17 protein-coding genes are annotated in these 19,386 nt (G+C 49.3%); 14 read left to right on the top strand and 3 right to left on the bottom strand.

Annotated elements, in window-relative coordinates; all coding sequences use genetic code 11:
- Positions 1-603: 603 nt before the first annotated feature.
- Both KDK17_RS04945 and KDK17_RS04940 read left to right on the top strand, forming a co-directional pair.
- Positions 604-1,149, top strand: coding sequence for a hypothetical protein (locus KDK17_RS04945; protein ID WP_257252914.1), 546 nt, complete (start codon positions 604-606; stop codon positions 1,147-1,149).
- Between the two features lie 303 nt (positions 1,150-1,452).
- Entirely contained in the window at positions 1,453-1,848 is a 396-nt protein-coding gene (locus KDK17_RS04940; protein WP_257252916.1) for a hypothetical protein, read from the top strand.
- A gap of 225 nt (positions 1,849-2,073) precedes the next feature.
- Here KDK17_RS04940 and KDK17_RS04935 read toward each other — a convergent pair whose 3' ends face one another.
- Both KDK17_RS04935 and KDK17_RS04930 read right to left on the bottom strand, forming a co-directional pair.
- The gene (locus KDK17_RS04935) at positions 2,074-2,364 is read right to left on the bottom strand and encodes a hypothetical protein (RefSeq protein WP_257252918.1); all 291 of its coding nucleotides are present in this window, start codon (positions 2,362-2,364) and stop codon (positions 2,074-2,076) included.
- A 196-nt stretch (positions 2,365-2,560) separates the two neighbouring features.
- Positions 2,561-3,088, bottom strand: coding sequence for a DUF2062 domain-containing protein (locus tag KDK17_RS04930; RefSeq protein ID WP_257252920.1), 528 nt, complete (start codon positions 3,086-3,088; stop codon positions 2,561-2,563).
- A 421-nt stretch (positions 3,089-3,509) separates the two neighbouring features.
- Between KDK17_RS04930 and KDK17_RS04925 the strand changes: the two genes are divergently transcribed.
- The 9 genes from KDK17_RS04925 (at position 3,510) to KDK17_RS04885 (ending at position 12,720) form a co-directional block, all read left to right on the top strand.
- Positions 3,510-5,798 carry a DNA internalization-related competence protein ComEC/Rec2 gene (locus tag KDK17_RS04925; protein ID WP_257287487.1) on the top strand — a complete coding sequence of 763 codons (2,289 nt, stop codon included), beginning with the start codon at positions 3,510-3,512 and terminating at the stop codon, positions 5,796-5,798.
- Between the two features lie 135 nt (positions 5,799-5,933).
- Positions 5,934-6,563 carry a MotA/TolQ/ExbB proton channel family protein gene (locus KDK17_RS04920; RefSeq protein ID WP_257252922.1) on the top strand — a complete coding sequence of 210 codons (630 nt, stop codon included), beginning with the start codon at positions 5,934-5,936 and terminating at the stop codon, positions 6,561-6,563.
- Positions 6,563-6,991, top strand: a complete 429-nt coding sequence (locus KDK17_RS04915; protein WP_257252924.1) for a biopolymer transporter ExbD — start codon at positions 6,563-6,565, stop codon at positions 6,989-6,991. The genes KDK17_RS04920 and KDK17_RS04915 overlap by 1 nt, the downstream gene beginning before the upstream one ends.
- A 94-nt stretch (positions 6,992-7,085) precedes the next feature.
- Complete coding sequence (gene lpxK, locus KDK17_RS04910) at positions 7,086-8,147, top strand: tetraacyldisaccharide 4'-kinase (RefSeq protein WP_257252925.1); 1,062 nt, start codon at positions 7,086-7,088, stop codon at positions 8,145-8,147.
- The gene (locus KDK17_RS04905) at positions 8,128-8,349 is read left to right on the top strand and encodes a Trm112 family protein (RefSeq protein ID WP_257252927.1); all 222 of its coding nucleotides are present in this window, start codon (positions 8,128-8,130) and stop codon (positions 8,347-8,349) included. The genes lpxK and KDK17_RS04905 overlap by 20 nt, the downstream gene beginning before the upstream one ends.
- Positions 8,346-9,140, top strand: coding sequence for a 3-deoxy-manno-octulosonate cytidylyltransferase (gene kdsB, locus KDK17_RS04900; RefSeq protein ID WP_257287486.1), 795 nt, complete (start codon positions 8,346-8,348; stop codon positions 9,138-9,140). The genes KDK17_RS04905 and kdsB overlap by 4 nt, the downstream gene beginning before the upstream one ends.
- Positions 9,140-10,153, top strand: a complete 1,014-nt coding sequence (murB, locus tag KDK17_RS04895) for a UDP-N-acetylmuramate dehydrogenase (RefSeq protein ID WP_257252929.1) — start codon at positions 9,140-9,142, stop codon at positions 10,151-10,153. The genes kdsB and murB overlap by 1 nt, the downstream gene beginning before the upstream one ends.
- Positions 10,154-10,324: 171 nt before the next feature.
- Positions 10,325-11,782 (top strand): L,D-transpeptidase family protein, encoded by a 1,458-nt coding sequence (locus KDK17_RS04890; protein WP_257287485.1) that lies wholly within the window; start codon positions 10,325-10,327, stop codon positions 11,780-11,782.
- 173 nt (positions 11,783-11,955) lie between these two features.
- Positions 11,956-12,720: a DeoR/GlpR family transcriptional regulator gene (locus tag KDK17_RS04885; RefSeq protein WP_257252937.1), complete on the top strand. Its 765-nt coding sequence runs from the start codon at positions 11,956-11,958 to the stop codon at positions 12,718-12,720.
- 135 nt (positions 12,721-12,855) lie between these two features.
- Here KDK17_RS04885 and rne read toward each other — a convergent pair whose 3' ends face one another.
- The gene (gene rne, locus KDK17_RS04880) at positions 12,856-15,834 is read right to left on the bottom strand and encodes a ribonuclease E (protein WP_257252931.1); all 2,979 of its coding nucleotides are present in this window, start codon (positions 15,832-15,834) and stop codon (positions 12,856-12,858) included.
- Between the two features lie 626 nt (positions 15,835-16,460).
- On the opposite strand from rne, the gene rluC reads away from it, so the two are divergent.
- From rluC to KDK17_RS04865, 3 genes are all read left to right on the top strand, one after another.
- Complete coding sequence (rluC, locus tag KDK17_RS04875; protein WP_257281443.1) at positions 16,461-17,387, top strand: 23S rRNA pseudouridine(955/2504/2580) synthase RluC; 927 nt, start codon at positions 16,461-16,463, stop codon at positions 17,385-17,387.
- Between the two features lie 77 nt (positions 17,388-17,464).
- Positions 17,465-18,124 (top strand): HAD-IIIA family hydrolase, encoded by a 660-nt coding sequence (locus KDK17_RS04870; protein WP_257252935.1) that lies wholly within the window; start codon positions 17,465-17,467, stop codon positions 18,122-18,124.
- Between the two features lie 81 nt (positions 18,125-18,205).
- Positions 18,206-19,192, top strand: a complete 987-nt coding sequence (locus tag KDK17_RS04865) for a S49 family peptidase (protein WP_257252936.1) — start codon at positions 18,206-18,208, stop codon at positions 19,190-19,192.
- Positions 19,193-19,386: the final 194 nt, after the last annotated feature.

Here is a 19,386-nt window from a genome sequence, read left to right as displayed (position 1 = left end):
GATTGTATTAGATAGTTTTAGATTATAATAGATTATTGCGAACTGTTTTTAACCCCTGCTTAGAAAAGTTTATTATCATCAGCTTGATACTCTGAAAGCCTCGTCATAAGTGGCTTTCTGAAAGGCGAAGGGTCCTTGCGAACCGCTAGCTAATGTGGGTATTCAGCAGCACAGAATAATGCCAGCACCAGGGTGAAATTCGGGCTTGGCACTGGTTGACGGAAAAAATCCGAGATCAGTATCTTTGCGCGTTTAGGAGTCAATTATCAACTGCACTCAGATTTTTTATGTCAACTCTGATTCAGTTGCACGATTAACAATGTATTTATATTTTGCGTGCTACTTTGATGGCTGCATGGAAATTGAGAATAACGAAAGAGCTGCAGGGCAATAAGTGCTGTCTACAGGAAGTTGGTAGGTTAAGAGGAGTCGGCAGGAGTCAATCGGAGTCGAGGACAACCATCAGCTATAACTTGGGTGGTACTTTGCCGTAACAATCTTAACCATCCTGTGGATGCACAATAGATCCTGGCTTTCGTCTATCCTGAAGAATCTCATCAGTTAGCTTTAACGCTTAGATTCCTGACGATAGGGTAATACATCATGAAAAAATACTGGTACAGCCTAGTGGCTATTCCACAGCTGGTTTTTGCAATTGGCTTTGAGTTCCCTCCTTATCCTAAGTACGACGCAATGCCCCAACCGCATGTGTTCGGACGTGCAATTACTTCGTGTGCCATTCCTGCAGGAACCTATAGGCTTGATGCTCAATATATGGCCAAATTATATAACATCAGTATCAACAAATTGATGCTGAAATTGCATGTCAATCCTGGTGGACTTATGGTCCTGACCCTGCAACTCAAACCTGACGGCAGAGAAGAGTACTATTTGGTTAATCCCTATGGCAACTCAGAGGATTTAGCCAACCTATGCAATGGCTACCATTTCAGCTTTTGGTTTCAGAACATCAATCTACACGGGAAGAGGTTAAGCGGAGAGATCAACGGTGAATTCATAGCAGCGGATCACAAGAATTATCTGAAAGTGCGCGGTATTGTGGAGAGGTATGACCCTTCATGGCAATCCAGGGTGACTATAAAGCTTTCCAATCACCGAATGTCGCTTGCATACCCTTACGTTGAATAAGCATGGCGCTATTGATGGCTATCAATAACGATGGTGGCAAACTCTCTGGAAGCCAAGGTCTCAGTGACGACAAGTTTGCTTGGCTGAGCGGTCATTTGCTATTGCAGCCCTGCGTACAAGGTGGATTTCCGGGTGTGCCAATGCACTGTTTTCTCCACTTCGATTTTTAAAAAGTACGTTATTTTTGTTTTCCGTTTAGAGGTTTTTGATCGGTTTGTATTGGATAAATTGGCAGACGAAAGGTACTGTTTTAGAGCAATCTATGACTTAGCGTATGTGATTCAAAAATCTAAAGGAAAAGCAATGCCAAGAAGAATGACTCAGACCAAAGCCAGCACGCATCAGGCATTAAAAAATACGTCCTATGAAAGTATCGTTGTCAGTTGGTTGATGCAGGATGGTTGGCAGGTTTTTCTGCCTATTCTGGATCATGGACACCAAACGGACATATTAATTTCTGATGGGCCCAGCTATTACAGAATACAGGTCAAAACCGTCGAAGCCTCCAGTGACGACCACATTGTACATAATCAGTGGTCAGAAAGTAATGTCGATGTAGTCGTGTACTTTGCTCGAAATTCAAATTGGGGTTTCATTGCCCCTGCATTCACTGAAAAGAGGCGATCACTGAGTCACCCGGAACATCGGAAATTTATGCACGACAGAAAGAGCTTTCTGCGTGAGTTTCATCAATTTTAAGAGCGTTAGTCATTGCACTCTGGTCGGTATGGCGAGGTATTTGATGTTTTTTGCTTTTTGCCAATATCCGTTGTTTATGAACAATGGAAAAAAGAGTTGCGAAGCATATATTTTCATCGGGTCAATCACTAAGGAACTTGCTGATAAGGCCAGCCCACCTGATCTGATGGAAAAGGTACAAAGGCTGGCTGCACTCCCATAGAAGTGCAGCTCAGAAAGTATGAATTAGCTGTTGTTCATATACTGACTCGGGTCAATGTAGATACCCAACGAGCGTTTGTCGATACGCTTCTCATTGCTCTGTTCTTTATAGCGGAAAACGACCGTATCACCCACAGCAACCTCCAGAATCTTGTCGGCGGAGAGATATTTATATTCGTCATCAGATATGGTCAGTGTATGGATATAATAATCTGGCATACCCAGCCAGTCACTGTGCGGGCCTTCGGTGCTGATGTTCTCAAGAACACCGCGACCTTCCAGTTTTGGCTTGCGCTTTTGGAAGCTTCTTTGCATGGCAGTATTTGGATTACCGAGGAGTCAAAAAGAGTTTTTCAAATGGTGAGTGCCTTAACTCATGTCGCTAACTATAGGAAGACCGTGATCTCATGTCCATAGCAATAGAATGAAAATGTCGCATTTTCCGTGAAATTCATTCGTTTATGACCCGACTGGAATACTTGCCATGAAGGGACGCAAGACATGGGTGAGTCTATGGTTTTTTGCATATTATACGTTTGCGCCGCTGACGCCACTGATGAACGACATTCCAGCGCCAATAGAGCCTGATCAGCAGGTAGCCAAGAAAACCAAGAATAACACCGGTAATTAATGAGCCAAGATAGAGGGGTTTCCAGATTTTGGCCAGCCCGACACCCACGCCATGTAAAGAGAGTTCGAAGGACGTTTCACTGATGGGAACATCCAGGATGTGGCATCCCACCTTATAAGTGAAATAAAAGATGGCTGGCATGGTGACCGGGTTGGTGATCCAGACCAGGGCTACCGAAAGGGGCAGGTTGCAGCGGAATATGACGGCCATGGCAGCAGCCACAACCATCTGGAAGGGCATGGGTATAAAAGCACAGAACACGCCCACGAAAAAAGCACTGGCTGCTGAACGTCGATTCAGGTGCCAGAGGTTGGCATCGTGAATAGCGCTGCCCAGAAATCGCAGATGGCGGTTGCCCTTGATGGTTCCCGGATCCGGCAGATAGCGTTGTATCAGTTTCCTCGCCATGTCCCTTAAATATACTCTTTCTTTGATCTGAGACTGATTTCCAGTCTGCAGTGTGGACAAATCGTTCCAAAAGCAGTGAATCGAATGCAAAGACTCACTCCCTGAGGCTCGGTTGTCCCCGGTTGTTTTGATCAGGCAGTTTTGTGAGCATTAATCACTCACCCTCTCATTGCCTTGCAGAACCGTTTGACGTTATGCCATCTAACAGTGATACCCCCCAGCATAATCCAATCTTGATGACTATGCTGAGAGCCTGATACGTGCGCCAAACTCATATTGGGTCTGACCTGTGCGCTCTCTGTAAAAAAACTCGACATTATGCACTGATTAAATGAAACACACTATCCGTCTTCCCACAGCTTACTGTAGCTATTTATCGGGAATAGTGCTGACGGTTCTTTTTCCGGCAATACCAGGCGATATGTCTATTTGGTTTATCGGCGTTTTGGCCCTGGTGTTTATTGTGATAGGACTGCTGCATGTCATCAAAGAGGCTGTGGCTTGCCAGAGCATTGTAACGGGTGGCAATGACTTCCCTAAGGGTTTTTCGGTGTTGATCCTTCTTTATCTGGGGTTGGGATTGATCGGAATCTTTACAGGGTTTTTACATGCTGATGGGTTGAAGAAGAGCTGGATAAACAGAGAGCAAGAAAGCAGAGCGATGACAGTAACAGGATTCATCTCTGATATGCCTGCTTATCACCTGCACCTCACCCGCTTTGATTTTACTGTGAAAACCGTGGAAGGGAAGACTGCTGAGCATCTTAAAAAGATTCGACTTAGTTGGTATCAGGCACCTGAAATTCAGGCTGGAGACTTGTGGCAGTTACAGGTACGGATTAAGCACCCTCGGGGCAATCGCAGTCCGGGGGCTTTTGACAGAGAGGCCTGGGCGGCCAGAGAGAATATACAGGCAACGGGTTATGTTAAGTCAGGTGAAAAAATAGCGACTTCAGATGATATGGTTTTTTTCAGAAGTCGATATAGAAGTGCGTTACGACAGTGGCTCTATGAACATTGCAGCAAAAATTCTGCCGCCTTGTTATCAGCCTTGTTAATAGGTGATAAGTCGGGAATCTCTCAGCAACAATGGGAATCGTTGAATCAGACCGGTACGACTCATTTAATGGTGATTTCGGGTCTGCATATAGGTCTCATGGCGGCAGTCGGTTACTGGCTAACGATGATGCTGGCCCGAACAGGCGCTCTTCCTCTCAGGAAGATGACCTTGCCCCGATATGCTGCCGGGGCCGGTTTATTGTTTGCCCTGATCTATGCCTTCATGGCCGGCTTTACGGTGCCGGTTCAAAGAGCACTGGTGATGACCGGTCTGGCATTATCGGGTCCTTTGCTGGGTATTAAAGCCAGGCCCACGACTTTGTTCCTGCTGGCGCTTTGTGTCGTTCTGTCCATCGAGCCTTTGGCAATAACCAGTGCCGGTTTCTGGTATTCCTTTTCGGCGGTAGGCATTTTGCTCTACGGTTGCTGTGGCAGGATTTTTATGAATGCCGATATCAACATGGGAGGCAGGACGAGGCACTGGCTTAGACCTCAATGGCTGGTTTTCCTGATGTTGGCTCCCATGTTGTTGTTCAATCAGCAATCGGTATCCCTGTTTTCGCCCCTGATTAATCTTGTTGCGATTCCTGTCATGGGGCTACTGGTCGTACCTGCTGCTTTTCTTGCGCTGGCATTGCAGCCGTTTTTCTTTTCGGTCTCTATCGGTATTCTTCATTTTCTGGATGACGCTTTCAGGTTTTGGGATGTGGGGCTGGCCACCGTCTCATCAGTGCCTGCTTTCATGCCTGTTGTTAGCATAGGACTGGTACAAGTTGTCCTGATTGCTGGAGCTGTATTGGTTCTGGCTACACCCAGGGGGCTTGGGTTAAGAGTACTTTTCCCCTTTTTTCTGCTGCCTCTTTTTTTTCCTGACAAGGATCACCCGGCAGCAGGAGAGGTGAAAGTGGCTGTACTGGATGTGGGGCAGGGGGTTGCAGTGCTCTTGCAAACTCGTCAGAACATACTGTTGTATGATACCGGAGTGGCTTCCAGAGGCCGTTTCAACTCGGTGGATGGTATCATTGTTCCGTATCTCAGCCGCCTTGGAATTGACCGGGTAGACCGTGTCATAATTTCTCACGGGGATAACGATCATTCGGGTGGGCTTGAATTGATTCATCAACGGTACCCAGAAGCAGAAATTATGTCGGGCTCTGCGGTTACCGGGTTTGAGGGGGCAATGAGTCCCTGTCTGCCTGGAATGAAATGGCAATGGGACGGAGTAGAGTTCGAGGTTTTGTCGGGCAGCCGGTTATCGGTTTCTGACAACGAGCGATCTTGTGTGTTGAGAGTGACAGCAGGTAATGAAAAGCTGCTCTTAACCGGTGATATTGGTAAAAAAACCGAGTCTCTTCTAATCAATCAGTTTGAAAGTCTCGAGGCTGACTACCTACTGCTTCCACATCATGGTAGCCGTTTTTCAGGTTCGCAAGCGTTTTTGTCCCTGGTCAATCCATCACAGGTGCTGGTGTCCTCGGGTTATCGAAATCCATATGGACATCCGGCGGAGGAGACCCTGAATCGGGTTGAGCGACTCGGGGCAACTCTCTACAACACGGCTACTTCAGGAACGCTTAGTTTTGTCATGGGGAGGGGCCCGGAGGCAGTGAAAAAGTACAAAATTCAAAGTGCCAGATATTGGTGGCGCTGAGTGTAGAGCTACAGTTTAATCGTTGCAGCCATATTGTTGGCAATATTGCGGCTGATACGCATGTGTTCGTGGTTTTAAGCTGATGCTCTATGGTAGAGTCTTTTCATTAAACAGGCTTCTGGAAGGGAATGGGCTGTGTTCGAATTGGTGAAATCCGGTGGTTGGCTGATGCTGCCAATCCTGCTGAGTTCTGTCATTGCCATGGCAATTATTTTTGAACGTCTCTGGACGCTCAGGCCGTCGCGCATTGCACCCAGAAATACTCTGTCTCAGGTCTGGAAGTGGATCAAGAATAATGACCTGGACAGCAAGAAAGTCAGTGGCTTGAGGAGCGGGTCTCCGTTGGGTGAAATCCTTGCGGCAGGCATCAGTAATGCCCGGTATGGCCGCGATATCATGAAAGAAAGTATTGAGGAGCAGGCTGGCAGGGTTATTCATGAACTGGAACGTTATCTTAATACTTTGGGAACGGTTGCTGCCATTGCGCCTTTGCTGGGCCTGTTGGGTACAGTGATTGGTATGATTGATGTGTTTACCGTGATCATGCTGGAAGGCACAGGTAATGCCGGCGTGCTGGCAGGGGGGATCTCCAAAGCTCTGATTACCACTGCAGCTGGCCTGACCGTGGCGATTCCCAGCCTGATCTTTCACCGTTATTTTACCCGCCGTGTGGATGAGCTGGTTGTCACCATGGAGCAGGAAGCCACCAAGTTGGTGGAAGTGCTTCAGGGAGAGCGAAAGCTAAAAGACCGCGAGGGCAAGTGATGAAATTTCGTCGCCAGTCCCGGGAAGAGGTCTCGCTCAACCTGACACCACTGATTGACGTGGTCTTTTTATTGCTGATCTTCTTTATGGTTTCGACGACCTTCACCAAGGAGACTCAGCTGGCCATTGATTTACCGGAGGCCAGTGGTGAGCAAAGAGCAGCTGTTGAGAAGACCCGGGTGGAAATTACCATCAGCCGTGAAGGTTATTATGCTGTGAACGGACGGTCTCTCGTGAACAGCAGTCTGGACACACTGAAAAATGCCTTGGCAAAAGTCAGTGAAGGAGACTCCAACCTGCCTCTTACTATCACGGCAGACGCCAATACGCCTTATCAGTCAGTGGTAACCGCCATGGATGCTGCCGGACAGCTGGGTTTTGCAAACCTCAGCATGACAACTCGAAAACCGGTAGAATCAGAGCAGTAACGGTGAATGAGCCAGAAAGGCCCGTGACCTCTGATACAAGCGCAGTCTTCACAGGCTGCGTTTGCATTTTTTAGTTAAGAGTGACTGACTCCTCATGGAAAACAAAGAATCTCGTCGTTGGCAGGCAGTAATCAGTGACTCGGTTCTCAACTCATGGTACGGCCGCGGGTTCTGGACCCGACTGTTGCTTCCATTGTCTTTTTTATACGCCCGGATAGCCCGAAATCGCCGGATGAAGCTGGAACACTCCGAGCGCTGGCGGTCGCCTGTTCCCGTCATTATTGTTGGCAATATTACGGTAGGGGGTACGGGTAAGACGCCTTTTGTAGCCAGTTTGGTAGCAAGATTAATCCGGCAGGGATTTAAGCCAGGGGTCGCCAGTCGCGGCTTTGGAGCCGACAAAAGCATTCAATTACCCGCAGAAGTTTTGCCTGAGTCCGATCCTGCACTGGTTGGGGATGAGCCTGTAATGCTGGCTCAGCAGCTGAATGTCCCGATCATGGTGGATCCGGATCGGGTTTCAGCAGCAAAAGCACTGATTGAGCAGAAAAATTGTAATCTGGTGATCGCTGATGATGGTCTTCAACACTATAATCTGGATCGTCACGTTGAATTGGTGGTGTTGGATGGCCAGAGAATGCTGGGTAATGGTCTCAACTTGCCTGCCGGGCCCCTCAGGGAGCCACCCGGCAGGCTCAGGGAAGTCGATCAGGTTGTGATCAATGGTAAGCCCTCCGGTGTGGTTGATTGTCACTTTGACTGTTTTTTCCTTGAGCCTGATGCACTCAGGCCTGTCAATGGGAAGAATACGGATCAGCCGCCTGTCTCCGGTAAAGTTCATGCAGTGGCAGGTATAGGGAATCCGGAGCGCTTTTTCAGAACGCTGGAAAAACTGGGATATGAGGTGATTCCCCATCCTTTTCCCGATCATTATGGGTTCAGGAAAGAAGATTTTCAGTTTCGGGACAATCTGCCCGTTATCATGACGGCCAAGGATGCAGTAAAATGCTCTGCTTTCGCAGAATCCCGTTTCTGGTTTCTGCCGGTTCGGGCCAGAGTGCCTGAGACGGTTTTTGAACGCATTCTGACACTGATTGAAACTAATGGGCCGCAGAGTCGGTCTGATAAGGATACCCATGGACAAGAAGCTGTTTGAGATTCTGGCCTGTCCCCTCTGCAAGGGCAATCTGAAATACGACAAATCAGCGGCTGAGCTGATTTGTCGACCCTGCGGCATGGCCTATCCCATTCGTGATGGTATTCCTGTCATGCTGGAAAACGAAGCTCGTACCCTGACTGCTGATGAGCGGCTGGAGGGCGGCGAGGCGGCATCTTCCCAAGAGGATACATCTGCATGATGAGTGCTTCCACTGCTCCGTTTACAGTTGTTATTCCTGCCCGATTCAGTTCCAGTCGTCTGCCCGGCAAGCCACTGATTGATATCTGCGGTAAGCCTATGATTCAGCACGTCTATGAGCGAGCCTGTGAGAGTCAGGCCACTCGTGTCATTATCGCGACTGATGATGAGCGTATCATCAATGCCGTTGAAAAGTTCGATGCCGAGGCTTGCATGACGCTGGCCGGCCATCCTTCAGGAACCGATCGTCTTCAGGAGGTCACTCGTCTCTATGAAATGGGTGACAACGAAGTGATTGTTAATGTGCAGGGTGATGAGCCACTGATTCCGGCAAAAGTCATCGATCAGGTGGCTAATAATCTGATAAAGACTGAGACAGCGGGTGCTGCAACACTTTCCGAGCCTGTGCGGAATCGAGCCGATCTGTTTAATCCCAATGTGGTCAAAGTAGTGACTGATCGTGAAGGGTTTGCCCTTTACTTCAGTCGCGCTCCTGTGCCCTGGGCCAGAGATGAGTTTGCCGAGAATGGCAGCTCACTGCCCGCAGTGGATATTTACAGACGCCACATTGGTATCTATGCGTATCGTGTCAGTCTGCTGAATCAGTATGTGCAATGGGAACAGAGTCCGGTTGAGTCCGTTGAGTCTCTCGAACAGTTGAGACTGCTCTGGAATGGCCATCGTATTCACGTGGCTGACGCCATGGAGACGCCTCCCCATGGGGTGGATACGGAAGCTGATCTTAAAGTGATCAGGGGGCTCGTGGAAAACAGGCTGGCCGATATTTCCTGATGAGAATTCTTGAAAACTATTCCCTCGAAGCCCTGAATACCTTTGGTTTCAGGGTCAATGCTCGCTATTTTGCTGAGGTAGGCTCGATCGGGGACCTTCATGAGGCCATCGCTTTTGCCACTCTGAAAAAACTGCCCGTTGTTCCTCTGGGGGGAGGCAGTAATCTGGTGTTAAGTAGTGATCAGGAAGCTTTGTTTATTCATGTCAATATCCTTGGTAAAAAGATCATTTCCCGAGAGGCTGGATGTGTCAGTGTGACTGCGGGAGCGGGTGAGAACTGGCATGGGTTTGTCCGCTGGACTTTGGGTAAACGGGCATTTGGGCTTGAGAATCTCTCCCTGATTCCGGGGAATGTGGGTGCAGCGCCGATTCAGAATATTGGTGCTTATGGTGTTGAAATCAAAGATTACTTCCAGAGTCTGGAAGCGCTGGATATTCAGTCTGGAGAACTGAAATGCTTTTCTCTTGAGGATTGCCAGTTTGGCTATCGTGACTCGATCTTCAAACAGTCGGCTCGTGACCATTTTATTATCACTTCTGTTACGTTTGCTCTGGATGCCAACTGGTTGCCCAGACTCTCTTATGGCCATTTGCAGCAGGAAGTAGAGCGGCGCTCAAACAAGCATCCTGATGCCTTTGCGATCAGTGACGTGGTCTGTGATATTCGCAGAGAAAAGTTGCCTGACCCATCAGAACTGGGTAATGCCGGTAGCTTTTTTAAAAACCCTCTGGTGGATGAAGCGCTTTTGAAGAGGGTGCAGACAGATTACCCTGACATCGTGGCCTATCCCTTTGAAGGGCGTTGGAAGCTGGCCGCTGGCTGGCTGATTGATCGGGCAGGCCTCAAGGGTTTTCGTCAGGGATCGGTTGGCACTTATCACAAGCAGGCTCTGGTACTGGTCAATCATGGCGGGGCAGAGCCTGATGATTTGCTGAGGCTGGCCAGACACATCCGGGCTGTTGTTCATGATCAGTTCGGTGTCGAGCTTGAGATGGAACCAAGAGTCTATTGATTTTTATTCTGTTCTCTCAAAAACCAGTGCCAGTTTTCTGGCAATCTTTTTCCCTTCTTGTGGTGAAGAAAAAACCGTTTCCGGGCTGTCTACTCTTAAGTAAGTACGAGATTTTTTCTGTTCGATGAAAGCCTGTGATGCAGTGAGGCTTGTACTGTAAATGGAGTTTTCATGCGCAGTGTTCTGTCATTATTGGTGCCATACCTGTTTGTGAGCCTATTGGTTACAAGCGTGTCCGCGGAAGATTGGCTGTCAGCCCCTTCCGCCTTCTCAGAGCCCGGTGTCCGAATCAAGAGTGAAGGCCATTCAGAAGCTGCTTCCAGTCAGCAGTTGATCAGTTGGATGTCGACAGCGCCCCAGCACGGTATTGAGTTCCCTCAGAGTCAGTGGCTGCAGTTGGCGACTGATCCCTCTGAGCAGAATGTTCGAAAAGTAGCTTCCGAATTTGCGGCTTATCTGGATACCGGGCGACTGGACAGAAGAGTTTATCAGCCCGGATGGAGGATTGCAGACACAGCTGCCTTGCCTGTATTACAGGAGCATATGGACTCCAACTCGCTTGATTTGATTGAGCCCAGGCTGCCGCAATATGAGTTGTTCAAGAAAACACTGCAACGATTGAATACTCATCTGGAAAAAGCCATTGATCACTTTCCGGCGGATAGGGTGCTGCAAGAAGGAGATCGTCATCCTTCCATTTTGACTCTGAACCGATGGTTGATTGATCTGGATCTGGCCGATCGTTTGCCAGCAGGGCAGTTCAGTCGATCCCACACGTCAGTGATCAAGAATTTACAAAAGCAATATAGGATTCGTGCGGACGGGTATATTGGTCAGCGCACTCGTCAGGCTCTGGTTGCATTAACCCTTGAAAGAATCAAAGTCCTGAAGGTGAATATGGAGCGAATGAGGTGGATGCCCAGATCATTGCCTTATCCTCATGTGCTGGTGGATATTGCTGGTTTTAATGTGGCCTGGGTGACGGGTAGAGAAAAACAGAGGCTCTATCGGGCCATCGTTGGCAAGCCTTCTCGCCAGACTCCGATTTTTCAGGAAAGTATAGAGAGTATTACAGTCAATCCTTACTGGCGAGTACCATCTTCTATTTCCTCAACTTCGTTATTGAGAAGGGCTCAGAAAGATCCTGCATTCCTGAAACGTGAGGGTTTTTCTGTTTATGAGAGCTGGAAATCAAGTGCAAGAGAGCTGGATCCTGATACTATCAACTGGAACAAATACAGTCAGAGGGGCTTTCCCTATCGTTTGGAGCAGAAGCCGGGGAAGGTGAATCCATTGGGTAAGTATAAGTTGGACTCTCCCAATGCCTACAGTGTCTATCTGCACGATACTGACAAGCCAGATCTTTTCAGGCAGTCTGTCAGAACCTTCAGTTCCGGTTGCACCCGGGTTGAGAATATTGAGCATTTAATCGGTAATATTCTTAAAAGTCAGGGAATGGAAAATGAAGTAAGGACGTTGCAGGCCACCACGGAGACAGGTAAGTTAAAACTCAGAAAACCCGTTCCACTCTATTTTGTTTACTTCACAGCCTGGCCAGATAGCAGTGGCCGTGTTCGATTCAGGCCGGACATTTACAACCTGGATGATGCTTTGTTGGCCAGACTGTAAGTGCAATCAAAACAGGCTTTCGAATTATCTTCGCTATAGGCATTGTAAGTTGGTATGCTGACGGTATTGACTGGACCATCTTCATGGATTGACACTCTGTTACTTTCAGGGACAGGGTGTTTTTAGCCGATAAGAGTTTTCGGATGACTGCCAAGACAGCCGCTGTGTCTTCTATACCTCAGACCCATCGTCAGGAATTGATTGTTGATTTAATTCGTCAGCATGGCTTTATGACGACAGATGAATTGGTGCAACACTTTAAAGTGGCTGCCCAGACGATTCGCAGAGATCTCAATGAGTTGGACAAAAAAAAACTGATCTCACGGCATCATGGTGGGGCAGGTCTGCCGTCCAGTAGTACTGTTAATACTGCTTATTCTGAGCGAAAGATGAGCCTGAGTGAAGAAAAGGATCGCATTGCAGCAGAGCTGGTCAAGAGAATACCTGATGGTGCATCGCTGTTTATCAATATCGGCACTTCAACTGAAGCGGTTGCCAGGGCATTGCTTAATCACAGGGCGTTAAGAGTCGTTACCAATAACCTTCATGTGGCTTCAATTCTTTTACAGCGTGAAGACTTTACCGTTGTGATTGCAGGGGGGGAAGTTCGAAATCGTGATGGTGGTATTGTCGGTCAGGCAACTCGGGATTTTATTGAACAATTCAGAGTAGATTATGCTGTTATGGGGATCAGTGGTATCGATATGGACGGAGCCCTGATGGACTTCGATTATCATGAGGTTAGGGTCGCACAGGCCATGATTGGTAATGCCAAACACTGTTTTCTGGCGGCAGACCATAGTAAATACGGACGGAGTGCCATGGTCAGGTTGGGGCATCTTGAGCAGATTGATGTCTTATTCACGGATGTTGAGCCACCTGAGCCACTCGAGGAGGTTATAGCAAATTCGGCGATAGAGTTGGTGATTTGCGACTAGCAATTATCGTTGTTAAAAAAAGGAGAGGTATTACCTCTCCTTTTTTTTATAAGAGTCGATGTAGTCTGACAGGTCTACAACGATGGACTCTCTTCGAAACAACTAAGCCCGGTGATGGCTCACCGGGCTGGATTATTAGTTTTCCTGTGATGCAGAGACAGCGGATTTTTGGTCTTCAGATGGTTTGTTTTCAGACTGCTGAGTAGCTGCTGTAGCTCGCTGTTGCTCCTGGCGACGCTTCATACGAGGGTCGTTGTGAGCGCGGCTGCGTCTGCGGCGCGGGGCAGGCTCTTCCTTCTTGCTGAACTCAACAATATTCGAGGTTGGCTCAGCTAAAGCATCAGGCTTGACCGCCTCAGGGGCTTCCTGGTTTTGAGGTGCGGCTTCAGTCGATTGTGCCGGAGAGGGTGTTTCTGTCTCTGCTGGAGCAGCTGCCATGGTGGTCTCAGTCCCCACAGCGGCAGGCTTGGCAGATTCTTCTGCTTTTGCAGCTCTGGGTTCAGCACCTGGCTGAACCGGAATATTCGGCTGCTGAAGAGGAGTTGCCTCTCTGTGGCTATTGGCGGCCACTGCCTTGGCCATTTCAGTCATTCGAGGTGTGGTGGTTTTAAGTCCTTCTGTAACCGGCTGCGTAGCATCTGCTTTATGACGGACGTCTTCAGCGTGAGGCTTCTGCTCAGTGGCAGGAGCTGGCTTGCTGACAGCTTCTTCAGTCTGTCTGATTGCTGGCGCTTCGGCAACTACCTCGACCGTTTCTGGCTGGTGGGTAACTTGCTGCCTGGATTCTCTGGTAACCGTGTTTTCAGCCGAAGCTTCCTGCGGCGTTTTTACTCCCTGTTGGAGAGCTGGTTTATTTCTCTGCCTTTGAGGAGCTTGTTCTAAAGGCTCTTTAACAGCCGCAGGCGCATTAATAGCCGCAGGTGCCCGGGTGGCCGCAGGGTGTGCCGGGTCATCTGTCCTGCTTTCTTCAGGCTTTGAGAGTGAAGGCAGTACAGGTTGTTCCAGTTGGCTTCGATCTCTCTGGGAGGGGCGGTTGTTTCTTCTGCGATGTGCAGTGCCGGGGCGACGGCGACGACGGTTATCTTCCTGCTGTTCAGAAGTGGTCTGGTCCTGATGTTTCGGTTCTGTTAAAGGCTCACGACGATCTCTTCTTTCTTGTTGCAGGCGACGAGAGCTACGCTCTTCCGGCTGCTGGCGAATATTGCGTTCCTGCCGGGACGTGTTGTCTTTTCTCTCGTCCTGCTGGCGACCACTGCGACGGCGCTCGTGGCGAGCTTGGCGACCATCAGGCTGCTCTTTGTGGTGCTGTGGCTTAGTGCGTTGCTGGCGCTGGCCACGATGATCCCGTTGTTGAGAGTCGCGTTGTTGACTATTGCGATCTCTTGGCTGACGAGCAGGTTTGTGAGTTTCAGTCTGGGCAGGCTTTTCAGGGGTTTCTTCAGCTGCGAAGAGGCCGCCAATCGCTTTGACAAAAGATTTAAGCAGGCCTTGTTTTTCAGCCTGAGCCGGCGCAGGTTGAGTCGGAGCTACGTTCTTGACTGCCGCTTCCTGCCGGGGTGTAGCTTTGGTCTGGGAAGAAGCCGCTTTTTCTTCCTGTGGTTCTTCGGCAGAGATGATTTCGTAGCTGCTCTCAGAGCCTTCCAGTACGTGGTCATCTCTTAGGCGCTGTACGTCGTAATGAGGCGTTTCGAGATTAGGGTTGGGAATCGCAACAATGCGGATCCTGTGACGTTTCTCAATCTTGGCGATGGTCTGCCGTTTCTCATTTAACAGGAATGCAGCTACAGCGACTGGTACCTGGGCACGGATTTCAGAAGTCTTGTCTTTCAGGGCTTCTTCTTCCATTAAACGTAGGATGGATAAAGCCAGAGATTCAATGTCACGGATAGTACCCTGACCAGAACATCTTGGGCAGACTACGCCGCTGGTTTCACCCAGTGAAGGGCGCAGACGCTGACGTGACATTTCCAGCAGCCCGAATAGAGAAATTCGTCCGGTCTGGACGCGCGCGCGATCCATGGATAGAGCCTGACGGATGCGGTTCTCGACTTCGCGCTGATTGCGGTTGTGGCTCATGTCGATGAAGTCGATCACAATCAGACCGCCGATATCACGGAGTCTGAGCTGCCGGGCAATTTCATCGGCCGCTTCCAGGTTGGTGTTCAGTGCGGTTTCTTCGATATCGCCACCACGGGTTGCACGGGCGGAGTTAATGTCAATGGAAACCAGGGCTTCAGTGGGGTCAATGACAATAGAACCACCGGAAGGTAGCTTAACTTCGCGCTGGAAGGCTGTTTCAATCTGGGATTCGATCTGGAAGCGGTTGAACAGTGGAATGCTGTCTTTATACAGCTTGACCTTGTGCTGATATTGAGGCATCACGCGCCTGATGAAATCCAGGGCTTCGTCAAATACGCTGGTTTTGTCGATCAGTACTTCGCCAATGTCCTGACGCAGATAATCTCGGATCGCACGAATAATAACGTTGCTTTCCTGATAAATCAGCATGGGTGCAGGCTTTTGCGCTGCATCTTTGATGGAACTCCAGAGTTGAAGCAGGTAGTCGAGGTCCCATTGCAGCTCTTCTCTGGAGCAACCGAGGCCCGCGGTGCGCACAATAACACCCATTTCGGAAGGGGTATTGAGGTTGCTGAGAATTTCACGGAGCTCAGCCCGCTCATTACCTTCAATGCGACGGGAAATACCGCCGGCTCTGGGGTTGTTCGGCATCAGAACAAGGTAACGACCTGCCAGGCTGACTAGTGTCGTGAGAGCCGCACCTTTGTTACCACGCTCTTCCTTATCAACCTGAACAATGACTTCCTGCCCTTCCCTGATGACGTCCCTGATATTGGGGCGACCACCTTGGTGGGGGGAGCTGAAGTATTCCCGGGATATCTCTTTCAGGGGGAGGAATCCGTGACGTTCAGCGCCAAAATCGACAAAAGCAGCCTCCAGGCTGGGCTCAACCCGGGTGATTTTTCCTTTGTAGATATTAGCTTTTTTCTGTTTACGAGCGCCGGACTCGATGTCCAGATCGTATAGTCGCTGGCCATCAACCAGTGCAACGCGCAACTCTTCAGACTGAGTTGCATTGATTAACATTCTCTTCATAGAGTACCGAATAAATTCAGAGGCTAGCCTCTCAAGCCGGCACTGCCCGTTTTCTTGTTTTCCGGTCCGTCACTGATGCGGAACTGCCGGTTTATAATCTGTGCTATCAGAGTTACTTCCCAGTACTTCTTTAACCTGCTTTGTAACGATATAGCATCAAACTGGTGACCAGGTCTTGATCCAGACGGGCCACCCTGGGCGGGGAATTCAGTCTTGCCGGGAGTTTTCGGCGTTTATCGATAGCGATTGGCTCGATAAAAAAATAGGCCGATGATAATGTCAACTTTCCCGGAGTTTTCCTCACGCCCGGAATCCGGGGGTGCACTGCTTGACAGAGAGTAGCGCTGTTTATCTTACACGGCTGGGCCGTGATGGTGTTTCATCTGTCCTGAGTGTCATCGGCTCTGCTTCAAGTGGCTTGATGGCTCTTTGTACTTGCCAATCCCGCTGTCGGCCGCTCTCAGGTTTCGTAAATCGAACTGCCTCTTCAGATATGCACAAGGCAGTGCCTCAACTATACCAGCAATCAGTAAGTGCTTCAAATGGGGGAAAGCTGATACTATAGCACTATGGATAGACATCAGAACGACTCTCGGCAGGCCGGGGAACCCCGCCCAGCGGTAAAAATGATTAATATTGATAGCGAAGATGCCGGGCAGCGGGTCGATAATTACCTGATACGGATTCTCAAAGGCGTACCTAAAACCCGGGTTTACAGAATTATTCGTAAGGGTGAAGTAAGGGTAAACAAAAAGCGTGTAACCGCCGATTACCGGCTTCAGGATGGAGATCTGTTAAGGGTTCCCCCTGTCAGGGTTTCAGAAATGGCTCCCGTGGCAGCGCCGGGGGCGGTCATTACCCGGAAGCTTGAAGACTCCATCCTTTATGAAGACAAATCTCTGATCATCATCAATAAGCCAGCGGGTATTGCTGTTCATGGTGGCAGCGGTATTGCTCACGGTGTTATTGAGACCCTGAGAAATATTCGCCCCGAGGAGCGAAGTCTGGAGCTGGTCCATCGTTTGGATCGTGATACCTCGGGCTGTCTGATGATTGCTAAAAAACGAAGCATGCTTCGTTATCTTCATGCCCAACTGAAGGAAGACAAAATCAGTAAAATCTACAACGCTCTCGTCCTTGGGCGCTGGCCAAGCAGGAAGGTTCTGGTGAATGCGCCTTTGCTGAAAAATACCCTTCGTTCCGGAGAGCGTGTTGTGACGGTTGATTTAGAAGGTAAACGTTCAAAGACCCTTTATAAGGTCCTGGAGCGGTTTAGTCATGCCAGTGAAATGGCCACTTTGGTAGAGGCCAGTCCGGTTACCGGAAGAACACACCAGATCAGGGTGCATTGTCTGTATGCCGGGTACCCAATTCTCGGGGATGAAAAGTACACGTCAGATGAAGATAATAGACGATTCAGAGAGTTTGGGCTGAAGCGACTTTATCTTCACGCTGCCAGGCTCAGATTGGTCCTGCCGGACGGCCAGACTTTAATAATTGATGCCCCTTTGCCGGAAGATCTTGGCGGTGTGTTAGAGACGCTCAGGGGTTAATGTTTTTAATGATGTTGATCGCGGTTTTTCCAGCGCTATGGGCATCAGGACAAACAGCAGTAAATTGATCAGGTAAGATGGAAAGAAAAGAGTATTCACTGGTTGTATTTGACTGGGATGGCACGTTAATTGACTCAGTGCCCAATATTGTGACCGCTCTGGTGAAGGCGGCAGAGAGTTTGGCGTTGCCTGTTCTTGCAGATGATTCTTATAAAGGCATTATTGGTCTGAGTCTGGGAGAAGCAATTGCAAAACTTTATCCCGGGTTGGATGAAGAGCAGGCCCTCGTTTATCGTGAGGCATACCGGGATTTTCATCTTGAGCTGGAGCAAAAGCCATCCCGTCCTTTCCCCGGAGTTAGCCGGGGTCTGGAGTGTCTGAAAGGCGCTGGGGTCAGAATGGCGGTGGCTACGGGTAAAAAAAGAGCAGGTCTGGAACGCTCGATGGCCGCCAATGATTACCAGCCCTATTTTGAGGCTAGCCGGACAGCTGATGATGCTTATTCCAAACCTCATCCGATGATGCTTGAACAGTTGCTGGCTGAGTTTGGTGTGACTGCAGATCAGGCGCTTATGGTTGGGGATTCCGGGTTTGATCTGGACATGGCTGCCAATGCCGGCATGGACAGTGTGGCGGTCAGCTATGGTGCGCAGGATGAATGCAGGCTCAAAGAGCATGGCCCTGTGCACACGGTGGGCTCTTTTGATGAGTTGGTTGACTGGTTGGGCAAACGCTGACAGTCCCGGTGAAAGAACAGTTTTGTGCCCCGGTCAAATGGGAAACAGAAAAGGTTATTGAAAATAACAGGAGTGAGTTGAGTGAGTAGTTCATGGAATGAGAGTGATGACTATGAACAGTCAGGTGATAAAGATGGGCGTGCCTGGAAGCTGATTGAGGATCTGGCTCAGGGGGCCCTGAGAGAGCAGCGCCGTGCACGTCGCTGGGGGATTTTCTTCAAACTTCTGACCTTTGCTTGGTTGTTTGTATCCGTGGGTGTTTTCTATAAAGCCATGCATGTGGATTTTTCCAGTGCTCCAGCCAGTGTATCTCACACTGCTCTGGTCGACCTGGATGGTGTTATCGGTACCGATGATGTCAATGCTGACTCAGTGGTTACAGGGCTGCGCGCGGCTTTTGAAGATAAAGGCACAAAGGGTGTTATTCTTCGTATCAACAGCCCTGGTGGCAGTCCCGTTCAGTCTGGTTACATTTACGACGAGATCAGGCGTCTGAGACAAATGTATCCTCAGACTCCTCTCTATGCAGTGGTCATGGATATTGGTGCTTCAGGTGGTTACTACATAGCGGCGGCGGCTGACAAGATTTATGCGGATAAAGCCAGTCTGGTGGGTTCCATTGGTGTAATTTCTTCCGGCTTTGGCTTTGTTGACGCCATGAAAAAGCTGGGTGTGACTCGTCGTACCTACACTGCGGGTGAATTCAAAGCCTTTAATGATCCTTTCCAGCCACAAGACTTTGAAGCTACGCAGCGGTGGCAGCAGTCTCTGGATACGATCCACAATCAATTTATCAATGTGGTCAAGCAGGGGCGTGGAGATCGACTGTCTGATAACAAGGATATCTTTTCAGGTATGGTCTGGACAGGTGAGCAGGCGGTAGGACTGGGTCTGCTTGATGGTCTGGGCAGTGCAGGTTATGTGGCTCGTGAAGTGATTGGTGAGGAAGAAATTGTCGACTTTTCTCTGCGTTTGACACCTTTTGAGCGTTTTGCCAGAGATTTCGGTGCGGGGGTTGCCTCAACTGCGGTTAAAGTGCTTGGGCTGAACTCGCTATCGCTGCAGTGATGTTTTTGGAGTGATTAAGGTATGAAAATGGCCAGCGATTTACTGGCCTTTTTCATACTGCTTCTGACATGGTCAGAGGTAGTGATGGGCTGGTTGGGAGATAGTGTTGTCTGCGTCTTTTTTGCCCAGATCGTTTTTGCTCTTGATTAAATCCGCAACGAGCGCAACACTCGCTGTTATGGATAAGGTTCAAG

The organism is Endozoicomonas sp. SESOKO2, assembly GCF_024606245.1.
Taxonomy (GTDB): Bacteria; Pseudomonadota; Gammaproteobacteria; order Pseudomonadales; family Endozoicomonadaceae; genus Endozoicomonas_A.
Note: the sequence above shows the minus strand (reverse complement) of the source record. Positions and strands in the feature narration are given on the sequence as shown.

Coding starts and splice junctions, on each gene's coding strand:
- KDK17_RS04945 (WP_257252914.1), top strand. CDS start 604: ATGAAAAAATACTGGTACAGCCTAGTGGCTATTCCACAGCTGGTTTTT.
- KDK17_RS04940 (WP_257252916.1), top strand. CDS start 1,453: ATGCCAAGAAGAATGACTCAGACCAAAGCCAGCACGCATCAGGCATTA.
- KDK17_RS04935 (WP_257252918.1), bottom strand. CDS start 2,364: ATGCAAAGAAGCTTCCAAAAGCGCAAGCCAAAACTGGAAGGTCGCGGT.
- KDK17_RS04930 (WP_257252920.1), bottom strand. CDS start 3,088: ATGGCGAGGAAACTGATACAACGCTATCTGCCGGATCCGGGAACCATC.
- KDK17_RS04925 (WP_257287487.1), top strand. CDS start 3,510: ATGTCTATTTGGTTTATCGGCGTTTTGGCCCTGGTGTTTATTGTGATA.
- KDK17_RS04915 (WP_257252924.1), top strand. CDS start 6,563: ATGAAATTTCGTCGCCAGTCCCGGGAAGAGGTCTCGCTCAACCTGACA.
- lpxK (WP_257252925.1), top strand. CDS start 7,086: ATGGAAAACAAAGAATCTCGTCGTTGGCAGGCAGTAATCAGTGACTCG.
- KDK17_RS04905 (WP_257252927.1), top strand. CDS start 8,128: ATGGACAAGAAGCTGTTTGAGATTCTGGCCTGTCCCCTCTGCAAGGGC.
- kdsB (WP_257287486.1), top strand. CDS start 8,346: ATGATGAGTGCTTCCACTGCTCCGTTTACAGTTGTTATTCCTGCCCGA.
- murB (WP_257252929.1), top strand. CDS start 9,140: ATGAGAATTCTTGAAAACTATTCCCTCGAAGCCCTGAATACCTTTGGT.
- KDK17_RS04890 (WP_257287485.1), top strand. CDS start 10,325: ATGCGCAGTGTTCTGTCATTATTGGTGCCATACCTGTTTGTGAGCCTA.
- rne (WP_257252931.1), bottom strand. CDS start 15,834: ATGAAGAGAATGTTAATCAATGCAACTCAGTCTGAAGAGTTGCGCGTT.
- rluC (WP_257281443.1), top strand. CDS start 16,461: ATGATTAATATTGATAGCGAAGATGCCGGGCAGCGGGTCGATAATTAC.
- KDK17_RS04870 (WP_257252935.1), top strand. CDS start 17,465: ATGGAAAGAAAAGAGTATTCACTGGTTGTATTTGACTGGGATGGCACG.